We start from the raw sequence: 14,444 nt of genomic DNA on the forward strand, positions 1-14,444 counted from the left end.
TATTGATTTGATAGCGATTGCTGCGGCTTCAGCCGAACTGCACCAAGTTGAGAATGGGCAGCGGGCCGCCGGGGAACTGCGCCAGGCGTCCACCCACGGCCAAAGCGCCGAGGTCGATTCCCGAGAACCCGAGCTGGCTGATCAGTGCCGCCACGGTCGCCTTTGCCTTGGCGTCGTCGCCTGAGAAAAACAGCACGCGTTTGCCGCCCTGGTCGGCGGGGTCAGTGGCCAGCAGCCGGGCGACCAGGTGGTTAAAGGCCTTTACCACGCGCGCGCCGGGCACCAGCTCGGCAAACACTTCGCTGGAGGCGCGGCCGTTCAGCTCAACGGGCCGGAGAGGAGGGCCTTCGACAGCGTTGTTGGCGTCAATAACGACACGGCCGCCAAAGTTGGGCAAACCGGCCAGCGCCTCAGGCAGGCGCCCCCAGTTGACGGCCACCAGCACGATGTCTTTTGTGGCGGCCTCCTTGACGGTGCCGGCGTGGATGGTGGGGCCCAGTTCGCGCACGATGTCTTTGAGCGAGTCCGGGCCGCGGCTGTTGGACAGCGTGGCATGGATGCCCTGGCGGGCCAGGGTTTTGGCAAATGCCGTGCCGATGGCGCCGGCGCCGATGATCCCGATGCTGGGGGTGCTGGATGGGGTTGAGGGGGTAGACATAAATTCACTCCTTGGTTGTTGATGGGTGAATGATGGGTTTTTGATTGCCTTTTGATAAGCCGGTAATTGATTGAATTATTTTCAATCATTACTTTAAAATGGCGAAGTGGAAACCCTGGCCAACCTCGAATCGTTTATTCGCAGCGCCGAAGGCCGCAGCTTTTCGGAAGCGGCGCGGCGCCTGGCGCTGACGCCAGCTGCCGTCAGCCGCAATGTGGCCATGCTGGAGCGAAACCTGGGCGTGCGGCTGTTTCAGCGCTCAACCCGCAAACTCACGCTGACCGAAGCCGGTGAACGCTTCCTGGGATCGATCGGCGGCAACCTCGACGCGCTGCAGTCCGCCATCGCGGCCGTTTCCAGCGACAGCGGCACTCCCGCGGGCCCGCTCAAGGTCAGCATGTCACCCACCTTCGGCACCGAGTACATCGTGCCTTTGCTGCCGGCCTTCCTGGACCGTTATCCGCTCATACGTCCTGACTGGTACTTTGAAAACCGACCGGTCGACCTGATTGCCGAGGGGTATGACGCGGCCATCGGCGGCGGCTTTGAGCTGTCACCGGGCGTGGTGTCTCGCGCGCTGGCCCCGATTCACCTGGTCGCCGTGGCGTCGCCCGCCTATATGGCAGGCCAGCAGGCTCCAGCCAACCCCACGGGTCTGGCCGGGCTCAAAGGTATCGCTCTGCGTTCCAGCGGAACGGGCCGGGTTCGCCAGTGGGTCATGCGCGACGCGGCCGGTGCTGAGGTTCCGGCAGTTTTTATGGAGTCAATGGTCATGAACGATCCGACGGCCATGCGCGCCGCGGCGCTGCTGGGTCTGGGGGTAGCGCTCGTGGCTTTGCCCGATGTGCTGCCTTTGCTGGAGCGCGGCGAGCTCGTCAGGGTGCTGCCGCAGTGGTATGTCGATGCCGGCGCGATCTCGATTTACTACGCCACGCGCAGCCAGATGCCCGCCAAGACGCGGGTGTTTATCGACTTCGTCGTCGAGGCCTTCGAGCGCGACCAGCTGGCCCGGCGCTTTGCCGGCGACCCCGTGTAGACCGCGAACAGGTTTCCAAGAGGCCCGGTCGCCTGCAGGGGCGGCAGACTTCACCCACAATTCCTTTTTCCGTTTCCGTATCTGCATCTCACCGAAGGCAAAGACCCCCATGACCCAATCCCTCAAAGTCGCCGTGATGGGCGCAGGCGCCGTTGGTTGTTATTACGGCGGTATGCTGGCCCGTGCCGGGCTTGACGTGGTGCTGATCGCCCGGCCCCGGCATGCTGACGCCATCCAGAGTGACGGCCTGCACATGGAAACCCGCACTTTCGACGAACACGTGCGCCTGGCCGCCAGCAGCGAACCCACCGCCGTGCAGGGCGCCGACCTGGTGCTGTTCTGCGTGAAATCCACCGACACCGAAGCTGCGGGCGCATTGATCCGGCCGCACCTGGCACCGGATGCGCTGGTGCTGTGCCTGCAAAACGGCGTGGACAACGCCGACCGCCTGCGCACCGTGCTGCCGCAGCACGCCGTGGCGGCCGCCGTGGTGTACGTGGCCACCGAAATGGCCGGCCCCGGCCACGTCAGGCACCACGGCCGCGGCGAGCTGGTGATTGAGCCGGCCAGCCGGAGCGAGGCCGTGGCCCAGGCCTTCATCGCAGCCGGTGTGCCGGTTGAAATCTCCAGCAACGTGCGCGGCGCGTTGTGGGCCAAGCTCATCCTCAACTGCGCCTACAACGCCGTCTCGGCCATCGCGCAGCTGCCGTACGGCAAAACCGTGCAAGGCGAGGGCGTGAAAGACGTCATGCGCGACGTGGTGGCCGAATGCCTGGCCGTGGCAGAGGCCGAAGGCGTGCAGGTGCAGGGCGACATGCACCTGGCCGTGGACAAACTGGCCGGCAGCATGCCCAACCAGTTGTCATCCACCGCACAAGACCTGGCGCGCGGCAAACCCACCGAAATCGACTACCTCAACGGGCTGGTCGTCAGGCGCGGTGAAGCGCTGGGTGTGGCCACGCCGGCGAACCGGGTGCTGTGGGCTCTGGTGAAGTTGATGGAGTCCAGGCAGGCCCTCGCCTGAATCGCCGGGCTCTCAAGCTCTTAACCCCGCCGCCCGGTATCGGCTCGGGTTGGCGCCCGCCGCCTTGTGCATCATGCGCCGGAGCGCCGTGGCATCTTCGTAGCCCACTTGCTCGGCCACGCGTTCGATGGTCATCCGGCTGGACTCAATCAGCATCCGCGCGCGATTGAGCCGAACGCTTTGCACCAGCGCCATCGTGCTCTTGCCCGTGGCCTCGCGCACGTGGCGCGACAGCGTCCGCTGCGACATCGCGAATTCGTTTGCCAGTGCCTCCACGCTGGGCGGGCTGGGCAGGGCGGATTCGATCCGCGCCACCAGGCGGGCCACCAGTGCGTTGCCGCTGGAGAGCATGGCTGGCACCACAAAAGGCGCTTGCGCCTGCCGCCCGTCGATCAAGAGGATGCGTCCTACAGCCTCGGCCAGGGTTACCCCGAACTGCTCGCGTAACAAATGCAGCATCAGGTCGGTTTGCGCAAAGGCGGCGCCTGCGGTGCTCACCGGGCCGTCGGCGCACACCATCCGGTCGGCATTGACGGAACAGGCCGGCTCCCGCCTTCGAAGCTCCGGCGCCAGCCACCAGGAGGTGGTGACCCGGCGCCCGGCCAGCACACCGGCCGCCTGAAGCAAAAAAACCGCCGAGCACGACGCCGCAACACGGCCACCGTGCGCAGCATGCGCGGCGACGGCCTGAATCACGCGTTGCGCGTCTGCGGTGGCCAAGCCGGTGTTGAGGGCCTGCGGGTTGTCCAGGCCCAGGCCCGGCACGATCCAGGTGGCAGCATCGGGCCGGTAGCGCCGGGGCAGGGCCGCGGTGTCTATGTGAAGGCCCGAGCTCAGCGGCACCGGGCCGCCGGTGGCTGACAACACGCGCCAGGTGGGGCGCGCCAGCTTCATGCGCGGCGCGAGGGCAGACGCGGCCTGCAGGATATCGAGCGTGGCCGCCACGCCGGTGGCAAAGGTGCCCGGCAGCAGCAGGAGGGTGAAATCTCGCATTGGCTGAAAAGGCCTTAAACATGTCGAAATAGACACTGGGAGTTTACGCGCGTGCGGTGCCAAATTCATCTGTTCCATGAATTCCACGGACGCCATTGCTCCCACCGTTCGCAAAGCAAGGACACCGATGACAACGCGCAAGCTGACCGAAGACGACTCCCTCGAGGATTTCACCCAGCGCGAGATCACGCTCGACGGCATCACCAGGAAGGTCTACCTCATGGGTACAGGCCCGGCCGTGATCGTCATGACCGAGATGCCCGGCATCAGCCCGCACGTGGCGCGCTTCAGCCGTTGGGTGCGCGACGCAGGTTTTACCGTCTACATGCCGTCGCTCTTTGGCCGCGACGGCGCCGTGCCGCGTGCCGATGAAGGCGCGGCCATCTTTCAGCGCGCCTGTGTCAGCGCCGAGTTCCGCGCGTTCGCGTCCAACCAGGCCAGCCCGGCCACGCAGTGGCTGCGGGCACTGGCAAGGCTGGCGCATGACGAGTGCGGCGGCCCCGGCGTGGGCGCCATCGGCATGTGCTGGACGGGTAATTTCGCCCTCACGATGATGCTGGAGCCTGCCATGCTGGCGCCGGTGCTGTGCCAGCCGTCGCTGCCGCTCAATGATCCGGCCGGCATCGAAATTTCGCCTGCGGACATCAAGGCCGTCCGCCAGCGGCTGGACCGCGAGAACCTCACGGTGCTGGCCTATCGGTTTGAAGGCGACAGCTTTTGCAGGGCCCAGCGCTTTGCGGCCTATGCCGAGGCGCTGGGCGACCGCTTTGTGGGCCGCGTGCTGCCCGACAGCGCCGCCAACCCCGACGTGCCGCCGTTCTTTGCGGCGCACGTGAAGACACCGCACAGCGTGGTCACCGCCCACCTGATCGACGAGGCGGGCCAGCCCACACTGGCGGCGCGTGACGAGATCCTGGCGTTCTTTGCGCAGCGGCTTGCGCCTTAGCGCCTGTATCCGGCAGTGGCCCAGCTGGCACCAAAATATTTAAAGATGGACACCTCGATGCACAAATTTGGGGCAGTCACTCCCTTCGCAGTGCCAAAACGACGGGTAAAAGCGTCGCTAAAGCGTCGGCAAGCCCGGATTCGCGGTGTTTTGTTAGCGGCACGGTATGTGCTTGCATCCATCAGGTCAGGCTAACGAAGGCCTGCGCAGGGTACGGCGGGCTTCGCCGGTGCCCATCGATCTGAATGGATAACGACGTCCACTTCGGTCTTCAATCTTTTGAAGATCTCGAAGTGGATTTTTTTTTGGCTTTTTTCAGGATTTAGAGGGATCGTATGGCTTATTTAGTGCCTTCGGAATTTGTGACCAAGATGGTGGATGCGGGTGAATCCAAAATCTTCATGTCCACCCGCGACACCGTTATCCGGGCCTACATGGCCGGCGCCATTCTGGCTCTGGCAGCCTGGTTCGCCGTCACCATCAACGTGCAGACCGGCCAGCCCCTGCTGGGCGCCGTGCTGTTCCCGGTGGGTTTTGTCATGCTGTACCTGTTCGGCTTCGACTTGCTGACCGGCGTGTTTGTGTTGTGCCCGCTGGCGCTGATCGACAAGCGCCCGGGCGTCACGCTCAAGGGTGTGCTGCGTAACTGGGGCCTGGTGTTCGTCGGCAACTTCGCGGGCGCCTTCACGGTGGCGGTGATGATGGCCATCTACGTCACCAACGGCTTCTCGACCGAGCCCAGCGCCGTGGGCAAGGCTATCGGCATCGTGGGCGAGAGCCGCACGCTGGGCTACCAGAAATACGGTGCGAACGGCATGCTCACGCTCTTCGTGCGCGGCATGTTGTGCAACTGGATGGTGTCGGCCGGCGTGGTGGGTGCGATGATCTCCACCCAGGTCAGCGGCAAGGTGATCGCGATGTGGATGCCCATCATGCTGTTCTTTTACATGGTGTTTGAGCACTCCATCGTGAACATGTTCCTGTTCCCATCCGGCCTGCTGCTGGGCGCGCATTTCACCATCATGGACTACCTGATCTGGAACGAAATTCCGACGGTGCTGGGCAACCTGGTGGGCGGCCTGGCCTTCACCGGCTTGACGCTGTATGCCACACACATTAAAACCGGACCGACACGTTCTTTCAAATAATCCGCCTCCAAAACAAAGGCCCTCGCGCATCTTGCATGCGCGGGGGCTTTGCCGGTACCCCACATGTCCAGTGAACTGAAGATATCGGCAGGTCAGTATTCGGACAAGGGCCGCAAGGAAACCAACCAGGATTTCCACGGTATCTATGTACCTAAAGAGCCGCAACTGAGCGCCAAGGGCATCGCCGTTGCGCTGGCCGACGGCATCAGCAGCAGCGCCGTCAGCGACGTGGCCAGCCAGTACGCCGTCACTGGTTTTCTTGAAGACTATTACTGCACCTCGGAGGCCTGGTCGGTCAAGACATCGGCCGAGCGGATCTTGAGCGCCACCAACTCCTGGCTGCATGCCCAGACGCAGAAAAGCCAATACCGCTACGACAAGGATAAAGGTTATGTGTGCACGCTGAGCGCCATGGTCATCAAGTCGACCACCGCGCATATTTTTCATGTCGGTGACTCGCGCATTTACCGCCTGCGCGGCAAGGCGCTGGAACAACTGACCAACGACCACCGTGTGTGGATTTCCCAGGGCCAAAGCTACCTTGGCCGTGCGCTGGGCTTCAAGCCGCAGCTTGAGATCGACTACCAGACCCAGCAGGTGGAGCAGGGCGACATCTTTCTTCTGGCCACCGACGGCGTGTACGAACACGTCAGCGAATACGACATGGCCGGCCTCATCCACATCTGTGCCGACGAGCCCGGTGGGCTTGATATGGCGGCCAAATCCATCGTTGAAAAAGCCCTGGAGCGGGGCAGCGGCGACAACCTCACGGCACAGATTGTCCGCGTCGATGAGCTGCCCAACGGGCAGGCCGGCGAGTTGCTCCAGCAGCTGTCGGGCCTGCCGCTTCCGCCCATCCTGGAGGCCAGGACGCAGTTTGACGGCTACACCATCGTCCGCGAAGTGCACGGCAGCAGCCGCAGCCATATTTACCTCGCCACAGACAACGAAACGGGCGTGCTCGTCATCCTGAAAACACCGTCAATAGACCTGGGCGGTGACCCGGCCTACCTTGAAAGGTTTTTGACGGAAGAGTGGATCGCCCGGCGCATCAACAGCGCGCATGTGCTGAAGCCTTATGTGCCGACCCGAAAGCGCCACTATGTGTATGTGGCCACCGAATACATCGACGGGCAAACGCTGAGCCAGTGGATGATCGACAATCCCCGGCCCGGCCTGGAAGCCGTGCGCGGGCTGGTGGAGCAGATCGCCAAAGGCCTGCGCGCGTTTCACCGGCTGGAGATGCTGCACCAGGACCTGCGGCCCGAGAACGTCATGATCGACAAGACCGGCACGGCGAAGATCATTGACTTTGGCTCAACCCGCGTGGCCAGCCTCATGGAAGCAGATGCGCCCGGCGGGCACGAAGACATCCTGGGCACGGCCCAGTATTCGGCGCCGGAGTATTTTGTGGGCGAGGGCGGTACCACGCGCTCAGACCTGTTCTCGCTCGGCGTCATCACCTACCAGATGCTGACCGGCAAGCTGCCCTACGGCGCCGAAGTGGCCAAATGCCGGACCCGGGCCGCACAAAGCAAGCTGCGCTATGACTCCGTGCTGTACGAAGACCGTGACATACCCGCATGGATGGACGGCGTGCTCCGCAAGGCCGTTCACCCCGATCCCGCCAAGCGTTATGGCGAGCTGTCGGAGTTCTTGTACGACCTGCGCCACCCCAACCAGGCGTTTCTGGACAAGGCTCGCCCGGCTTTGCTGGAGCGCAACCCGGTGGCGTTCTGGAAGGGCCTGTCGCTGCTGCTGGCCGCCTGCCTGTTCATTTGCCTGGTGATCATCGGCAGACATTGAGCCAGGGCGCCGGCGCTGCCTTCTCGCCATCTTTGTGACTCTGTAGCAAAAGCTACAGAACGCTTTTCCCGGCGCAGCTATCTTCGCGTTCGTGCCCGCATTGCGGCATGTCACGAAGAAGGAAAAACCCATCATGTCCAAGGAAATCTACTGGCTGGCATTGACCCTGGCCGCTGCGGCGTTGTTCGCCTTGCCTTACGTTCTCAACCGCATTGCCGTGCGTGGCCTGGGCGGCACGCTGGCCAACCCGTCAGCCACAGAAAAACCCCTTGCCGAGTGGGCCCAGCGCGCACAGCGGGCCCAGGCCAATGCCACCGAAAATCTGGTGATTTTTGCGCCAGCTGTGCTGGCGGTGCAGGCTAGCGGCCGAGCCGATTCGGTGACGGCCGCCGCCTGCGCCGTCTACTTTTTTGCGCGGCTCATTCACTACGTGGTTTACACGCTCGGTGTTCCCGGCGCACGCACGCTTGCCTGGGCAGCGGGCTGGGCGGCCACGCTGGTGCTGATCGGGCGCCTGCTGGGGGTGCTGTGAGCCGGCCCTTCGCACTCATCGCGGGTAGCGGTGGTGTGCTCGGCGAATGGCTTGCGCGGCAGTTCAACGAGGCGGGGTACGAAGTGGCGGGCCTGCGGCGTGCAGATTGCGATCTGGTCGACGGTGAGGCAGTGACGCAGGCCATCGCGGCCCTGATCGAGCGCCACGGCCCCGTCGACACGCTGCTGTACAACGCGGGTCATCTGGCAATTGCTCCTTTTCTTGAACTGGAGGCGAGTGCGCTGCGCAAGTGCCTTGAAGCCGGCCCTGTCGGGGCAGCGCACTGCGCCCGGGCCGTGCTGCCGGGCATGCTGGCCGTGGGGCGCGGCAACCTGCTTTTCACCGGCGCCACGGCTTCGCTGCGCGGGTCGGCCCGTTTCGCGGCCATGGCCGCGGGCAAATTTGCCCTTCGCGGGCTTGTGCAGTCACTGGCAAGAGAGTTCCAGCCGCAGGGCATCCACGTGGCCCACGTCGTGCTGGACGGCTTGCTTCGCGGCTCCGCTGCCGCATCCCGCCACGCGGCAGTAGAAGCCCCGGTGATGGCGCCCGACGGCGTGGCTGCCAATTTCCTGTGGCTTGCGCAACAGGCGCGCACCGCATGGACACAGGAGCTGGACCTGCGGACCGCGTCGGAGAAGTTCTGATGGAGCTGATGCACGTGAACGTCGACCGCACGGCGCCGGTCCTGGTACGGGCCGGGTCGCTGCCGTGGCTGCCGTCGCCGCAGCCCGGGGTTGAGCGGCGCATGCTCGAGCGTACCGGTGCAGAGGTGGCTGTGGCAACGTCGCTCGTCCGCTATGCCGCTGGCAGCCGGTTTGACGCGCATTCGCATGCGCTGGGCGAAGAATTCCTTGTGCTCTGCGGCGTATTTTCCGACGAGCACGGCTCGTACGGCCCCGGTACCTATGTGCGCAATCCGCCGGGCTCCAGCCACAGGCCCTTCAGCGACGAGGGCTGCACCATTTTCGTCAAACTGCGGCAGATGGACCTGCTCGAACAGCGCCGCGTTGTCATCAGTGCTGCAGGCAGGCCCTGGGTGGATGCCGGAATCGCCCGGCATCGGCATGCATTGCTGTACGAGGGCCCCAGGGAAACCGTATTCCTCGTACGGCTGGAACCGGGGTGTACCATGGCCGCGCAGTACGTGCGTGGCGGCCAGGAAATGCTGGTCGTCGAGGGTTTGGTCCGTGTCGAAGCTGGCGACGACGCGAGCGCGCGCGCTGCGGGTGCGCAAGACCTCGGCCCTCTGTGCTGGCTGCGAAATCCACACACCGGGCAGCCCGCCCTGGCCAGTTCTGAAGGTGCCTTGTTGTGGATCAAGCGTGGCCACGTGGCACCGCTGGTTTGACGGTGCGGCAGGTCGCCGCGAATGGAGCAATATGCAGGTCTTACGTGAACTTGCCCTTTTCGAGCCTTTCAGCCGCCTGAGTGCGGACGGCCGTAACCTGTTGACCCAGGGTGCTGTTCCGATGAGTGCGCTGGCAGGAACCGGCATCATTCACAAGGGCCAGCCTGCCTCTGGCGCCTATGTCGTGCTGTCGGGCCGGCTGCGCGTCTACACCATCACGCCTGCGGGTACCGAGGCCACGCTGTATCTGGTGGAGCCCGGGGAGACCTGCGTACTCTCGCTCAACTGCCTGTTCAACGATCTTCTTTATCCTGCCTGGGTTCAGGCCGACAAGGCGACGCGTGTCGCTGTCATCCCCGGTCCGTTGTACCGGCAGCTCTTCAAGCAGGAAACGTGCATCCAGGACCTGACGCTGCACGCGCTCTCGACACTTGTTTTCAGGTTGATGGCAGAACTCGATGCCGTTCATTCCTTCAACCACCGGCAGCGCCTTGTGCATTTTGTCTTGCTGCACGCCTCGTCCGATGGGGTATTGAAAACGACGCAGCAGCAGCTGGCCGGGCATCTGGGCACGTCGCGTGAAGTGGTGGCGCGGCTGATGCAGGGGCTGGTCGCCGAAGGTTTCCTGAAAAGCCAGCGCGGCCAGATCATCATCAAGGATCTGTTCGGGTTGCGCCGCCTGCAAAGCCTGCCGCAGTCCGGCGCCTGACAGGCCTTTCACTTTTTGCCGGTGATGGCTTTCCAGTGCTGCGGCTCGACGGGCGTGATGGAAAGGCGGTTGCCCTTGCGCAGCACCTGCAGGTCTGCCAGTTCTGGCCGTGCACGCAAGGCGGGCAGGGTGACGTTGGGTATTTTGCGCAACACCTGCACATCCACCAGCATCCATCGCGGTTCTTCAGGTTTTGACTTGGGGTCGTAGTAGGGCGACTTCGGATCAAACTGCGTGGGATCAGGGTAGGCCGTAGACGCCACCCGGCCGATACCGACAATGCCCGGCTCGGCACAGCTCGAGTGGTAGAACAGCACGCCATCGCCGACTTGCATTCCGTCACGCATGAAGTTGCGCGCCTGGTAGTTGCGTACGCCGACCCAGGGGACTGTCGAATTTTCGGCTGCGAGCGCGTCGTCGACCGAGCATTCTTCGGGTTCGGATTTCATGAGCCAGTAGCTTGTCATGGGAGAGGCCTTGATGCCTGAGGTTGGGACGGAGCAAAGCTTAGCGGATCGACGGGGCAAAGAAAAGCGCCGACCTCAAACCAGAAGCCCAGAAGCCGCTTGACAGTACGGAATATCTTGAATAAAGTTATTAACAAATAAGTTAATACATCAATGCCTGCATCCCTTGACAAAATATTTGAAGCGCTCGCCTCGGGCCCCAGGCGCCAAATTCTGGCGTACCTCACCGAGAAAGAACTCAGCACCACTGAGCTGGCCGAGCGCTTTGCCATGAGCACGCCGGCCGTTTCTCGCCACCTGTCGGTGCTTGAAAACGCCGGCCTGGTGACCAGCGAGCGCAGCGGCCAGTTTGTGCTCTACAAGCTCAACGGTGACAGCCTCGTCAACAGCCTCACGGGTTATGCATTTGAACTATGCCCGGTGGCGCGTCCCCTGAAACGGGAACGTGCCCCGGCCAGAACACAAAAAGCAAGGTAGAAAGAAGGAGGGACTCATGCTGAATCTCACACAAGTGATTGAAACGTTTCCATCGGTTCGTATTCCATCGGAATCGGGCGGCCTGGCCGTCGAGGTGTCTTTGATTGCCCAGATCGGCCATGGTGCGGGCAATCATCTGTTTGCCAGCGTGGCATCCAGGCAGCGCCAGCACGGTGCGTTTGTCGATGAACTGGACGAGCCCTCGGCCAAGCTGGGTGGGACCAACTTTCCCAAAGGTGATGCAACGTCGCTGTATTCATTCGTCGTGGGGCCTAAAGGCCATCCGTTTCATCGCCATGCGGGGCACCGCATATTTACGGCAGTGTCGGGCAGCGGTGGAGCCCAGTTGCGATTTTCCAGTGCGTCGGAGCAGCAAATCCAGGAAGACCCGCAAAACTTCATCCGCGCCCTGCGTTTTGTGAACATCCCGCCGGACTGCATGTTCACTGTGCGTTTTGGCGGTGAAACCTGGCACCAGTTTTCTCCGCTCTCGCGTAATTCCTTGCACCCTGTATTTTTTGCGTTGTCTTGCCATACCAATGAACTGGGCGGCAATTTGTCGGAGTCTTTGAAACAGGAGGTGCTGACCAATAAGGCGAGTATCCCATCATTGACGGAGTTGCTGCCGGACGAGGTGAAGGCGTTGCTTCAGGCCAAGGACTTCAAGGCCGATACCGTGCCGACCACGACTTTGTCGCTGGATGCTCCGCCCGGGACGTTCCACCGGGTGGTATGCAACACTGTGCGCAGCGGCGCAGGCGTGATGCGAGGCTTGTGGGGTTCGTGGAAAGGGGCGTCGGGCTTTCTGTCACATGGCGGATCCGCCCGAAGCGTGAAGGAGCTCAGCAGCCCGCCGGTGGATTCGCTGCTGCTTCAGCAACTGACCGAACTGCGCGTCCATCATGAAGACACTTTTCGTTTGCGCGTGACCGGTACCAACTTTGGGCACACCAGCGCCACAAATCTGCTCGCCGCGGTCCTGGAGGGCTTTCTGCTCAATGCGCCCAGCGGTGTGTCCAATCTGATGGCGCTGCGCAATGTTCTGGTTAAACCCCTGGGCCTGCGTACATCGCCATTGGGCTGCCCGGTGTCTTCGCTGTTGTCGCCGGACACCAGCAACCTGTTCGCCAACCGTTACCCGGTGCTTGACCAAAGCGTTAATACAGCAGATACCAAAGCGCAAGTCATTCTGGGCGCCAATGACAAACATCTGCTGTTCAGGTCCTGTGTCAGCGTGGAAATCGTCGACAAGCATCATGTGGATGTGATGCTGGGTACGCGGGTTCATTGCAAGAATGCCTTTGGCCGCTTTTACATGACGGCCATTGACTATGTGCATCGCCACTACGTCACACCCACGATGCTGCGGCTGGCTGTGGAATATGCGGTGGTTCAGGAAAAAGAGTCGGTTGTACCCGCCAAACTGGTAACGGCCTGAGAGATCAAGTCAGGAACGTTGTTTTGGCCGTCGCAACTTTGTCACCACCTCGCAGCAACTCACGCCAGCATAAGCAACAGCAGGCATATCAGCATCACCCCCATCTCGAGCCATTCCTGACTCGTCATGCTGAGCATGCGGCGGACCGTCAGCGTCACCACGGGAACCAGCAAGACGAGGCCTATCCAGCGGTCTAGCGGCATGAGGCAGACGCGCGCCAGCGCCCAAAGCCAGGCAGCATGCGCCAGGAAACCCCAGAACTCAGCCCGGCTTGTTTTTGCGGTGACATTCAGCGTAAGGCGCCAGCCGGTGGCCACGGCCTGCCACCATTCCATCTCCTCGTCGTCCAGCACCTTGTGCAGGGCATGCAGGGCCACCACGCCCAGCACCACCGGCCCGACGAAGCCCGCCCCCAAGGCAAGGCCGAGATACAGGGGATGGTCGTAACCCGTGCCGCCACCGCCCAGTTTCACAGTGGCCAGCACCCACGCGCCGCCTACCAGCAGCACCGAGACAACGGCAACCACGCCCTCCGGCACGCCCGCGCTACGCGCCGCGCGGCCGCCGGCAAACAGGCCGAGCGCCAACACGGTGGCGCCGAGGAAGGTCGCCAGCAATGTGGCGGTCGCCTTCCATCCGTGATGCGGCGCAGCCGTCAAACTGCCCGACTCGGGTGGCTCCAGTGCGGTTTTGGCAGGAGACCACTGGCGGTACTTCTCATGCCGGGCCTTCATCAGGCGCTGGCTCCAGCTGACAGCTTGCGGCGCCGCATGCGAGAACGCCAATTCCATGTGGTACAGCCGCTGGTTGCTGTCCAGCTCGTGCGGAACGACCACGGTTTGCAGACCCGCCTTGCCGTTGGCGGCTAGCAGCGCGGGCACCTGCTCGCGCCAATACCCGGGCACTGGAGGTGCTTCGCACGCCAGGGGATCTGATTCGGCGCCGGGCTGCAACAGGGTTACCTCATTGGCCTGCATTTCGCTCTGCCTTATCCGCGTCCTGTCCCAGTTACAGGTAAAGCGCAGCGTGCCTTGCAGGACGATGTCGGGGCGGTACAGGGGCAGTGTCACCGAACTGGTGTTGGCCAGACGCAGCGACAGCATCAGGCGCACCTGACCCTCGGCAGAGGGTGCAGCCCAGATGCCGGGCGCGATAGGCTGCATGTCGCGCAGCTCCAGCGTGAAAACCGGCGCGCCTGAGGTGCCGGGTCCCCAACGCGGGGTCATCGCCTGGTTGATTGCCGTCTGCCAGGTGGCGCGGAACGCGGGGCTCATCACGTCGCCGTGCTGCCGGCCGCGCGCGATGACTGCGGCCACATTGTCTGTTGGCGGTTTCGCCCGGCCCGGCAACCGCCGCATGAGTGACTCCCAAAGGCCTGGCGCGGGTTTGGGCGCGGCGGTCGGTGGCGCTGCGCTGGTCATCTGGGCTACATAGCCATGCAGCAGTTCGGCGCGGAAGGCTTCAAGGTCCGCCTTGGGAGCTTCAGCCCGGCGCAATACGTTCACCAGGAAGTAGGCCTGCGCGGGATTGCTGCCCACACTCGTTTCGTAAAGCGCGGTGGTGTAGGCGGTCGGGACGGACGAAGGATTGGCTGCGAAGGCCCAGCTCTGGAAGAGCAGCACGCCGCAGAGAATTTGGCGCAGGGTTCGTGCCATGGTTTTATGCTGCCGCGCGGTACGAGTGAACATGGTTCTCGTCGGCAGCAAGGCCAGGGCACAAAAAACCAGAACCCACCCGTCTGGTTTTTAAGGCCACGCTCTCTTTTGCGTGGGTATTTGCTGTTTTCACGTATCGGTCTCCCTCCGATGAAAGGCGGCTTGCGCAGCAAGCTTGTTTTTTGGTGATCACGCCGATCTTATATT

General features: G+C 63.0%; 15 protein-coding genes. 11 read left to right on the forward strand and 4 right to left on the reverse strand.

Annotated features, from left to right (window positions below; translation table 11 throughout):
* Positions 1-28 precede the first annotated feature (28 nt).
* Entirely contained in the window at positions 29-658 is a 630-nt protein-coding gene (locus tag AC1DU8_RS09725; RefSeq protein ID WP_477665962.1) for an NADPH-dependent F420 reductase, read from the reverse strand.
* Positions 659-764: 106 nt separating this feature from the next.
* Between AC1DU8_RS09725 and AC1DU8_RS09730 the strand changes: the two genes are divergently transcribed.
* Positions 765-1,694, forward strand: coding sequence for a LysR family transcriptional regulator (locus AC1DU8_RS09730; RefSeq protein ID WP_477726682.1), 930 nt, complete (start codon positions 765-767; stop codon positions 1,692-1,694).
* 109 nt (positions 1,695-1,803) lie between these two features.
* Positions 1,804-2,718: a ketopantoate reductase family protein gene (locus AC1DU8_RS09735; RefSeq protein ID WP_477665964.1), complete on the forward strand. Its 915-nt coding sequence runs from the start codon at positions 1,804-1,806 to the stop codon at positions 2,716-2,718.
* 12 nt (positions 2,719-2,730) lie between these two features.
* Here AC1DU8_RS09735 and AC1DU8_RS09740 read toward each other — a convergent pair whose 3' ends face one another.
* A complete protein-coding gene (locus AC1DU8_RS09740) occupies positions 2,731-3,711 on the reverse strand; it encodes a GlxA family transcriptional regulator (protein ID WP_477665965.1) in 981 nt (326 codons plus the stop codon).
* 127 nt (positions 3,712-3,838) lie between these two features.
* On the opposite strand from AC1DU8_RS09740, the gene AC1DU8_RS09745 reads away from it, so the two are divergent.
* The 7 genes from AC1DU8_RS09745 (at position 3,839) to AC1DU8_RS09775 (ending at position 10,200) form a co-directional block, all read left to right on the forward strand.
* The gene (locus AC1DU8_RS09745) at positions 3,839-4,657 is read left to right on the forward strand and encodes a dienelactone hydrolase family protein (RefSeq protein WP_477665966.1); all 819 of its coding nucleotides are present in this window, start codon (positions 3,839-3,841) and stop codon (positions 4,655-4,657) included.
* A gap of 335 nt (positions 4,658-4,992) precedes the next feature.
* Positions 4,993-5,805 carry a formate/nitrite transporter family protein gene (locus tag AC1DU8_RS09750; protein ID WP_457280785.1) on the forward strand — a complete coding sequence of 271 codons (813 nt, stop codon included), beginning with the start codon at positions 4,993-4,995 and terminating at the stop codon, positions 5,803-5,805.
* Between the two features lie 63 nt (positions 5,806-5,868).
* Positions 5,869-7,611 (forward strand): bifunctional protein-serine/threonine kinase/phosphatase, encoded by a 1,743-nt coding sequence (locus tag AC1DU8_RS09755; RefSeq protein ID WP_477665967.1) that lies wholly within the window; start codon positions 5,869-5,871, stop codon positions 7,609-7,611.
* Positions 7,612-7,744: 133 nt separating this feature from the next.
* Complete coding sequence (locus AC1DU8_RS09760; RefSeq protein ID WP_457280787.1) at positions 7,745-8,143, forward strand: MAPEG family protein; 399 nt, start codon at positions 7,745-7,747, stop codon at positions 8,141-8,143.
* On the forward strand, positions 8,140-8,787 hold the full coding sequence (locus tag AC1DU8_RS09765; protein WP_477665968.1) for an SDR family NAD(P)-dependent oxidoreductase: 648 nt from the start codon (positions 8,140-8,142) through the stop codon (positions 8,785-8,787). The genes AC1DU8_RS09760 and AC1DU8_RS09765 overlap by 4 nt, the downstream gene beginning before the upstream one ends.
* Positions 8,742-9,491, forward strand: coding sequence for a cupin domain-containing protein (locus AC1DU8_RS09770; protein ID WP_477726683.1), 750 nt, complete (start codon positions 8,742-8,744; stop codon positions 9,489-9,491). The genes AC1DU8_RS09765 and AC1DU8_RS09770 overlap by 46 nt, the downstream gene beginning before the upstream one ends.
* Complete coding sequence (locus AC1DU8_RS09775; RefSeq protein ID WP_457280790.1) at positions 9,466-10,200, forward strand: Crp/Fnr family transcriptional regulator; 735 nt, start codon at positions 9,466-9,468, stop codon at positions 10,198-10,200. Before AC1DU8_RS09770 ends, AC1DU8_RS09775 begins: the two co-directional genes overlap by 26 nt.
* 8 nt (positions 10,201-10,208) lie before the next feature.
* On the opposite strand, the gene AC1DU8_RS09780 is transcribed toward AC1DU8_RS09775, so the two are convergent.
* Positions 10,209-10,667 (reverse strand): EVE domain-containing protein, encoded by a 459-nt coding sequence (locus AC1DU8_RS09780; RefSeq protein ID WP_457280791.1) that lies wholly within the window; start codon positions 10,665-10,667, stop codon positions 10,209-10,211.
* 153 nt (positions 10,668-10,820) lie between these two features.
* Here AC1DU8_RS09780 and AC1DU8_RS09785 point away from each other — a divergent pair, with 153 nt between their 5' ends.
* Both AC1DU8_RS09785 and AC1DU8_RS09790 read left to right on the forward strand, forming a co-directional pair.
* The gene (locus AC1DU8_RS09785) at positions 10,821-11,144 is read left to right on the forward strand and encodes a metalloregulator ArsR/SmtB family transcription factor (RefSeq protein WP_477665970.1); all 324 of its coding nucleotides are present in this window, start codon (positions 10,821-10,823) and stop codon (positions 11,142-11,144) included.
* Positions 11,145-11,160: 16 nt separating this feature from the next.
* Positions 11,161-12,582: a DUF2867 domain-containing protein gene (locus AC1DU8_RS09790; RefSeq protein WP_477665971.1), complete on the forward strand. Its 1,422-nt coding sequence runs from the start codon at positions 11,161-11,163 to the stop codon at positions 12,580-12,582.
* Positions 12,583-12,641: 59 nt separating this feature from the next.
* Here the strand turns inward: AC1DU8_RS09790 and AC1DU8_RS09795 are convergent, their stop codons facing one another.
* The gene (locus tag AC1DU8_RS09795; protein WP_457280794.1) at positions 12,642-14,270 is read right to left on the reverse strand and encodes a hypothetical protein; all 1,629 of its coding nucleotides are present in this window, start codon (positions 14,268-14,270) and stop codon (positions 12,642-12,644) included.
* Between the last annotated feature and the right edge of the window lie 174 nt (positions 14,271-14,444).

It is taken from the genome of Polaromonas sp. P3_A5, assembly GCF_056403055.1.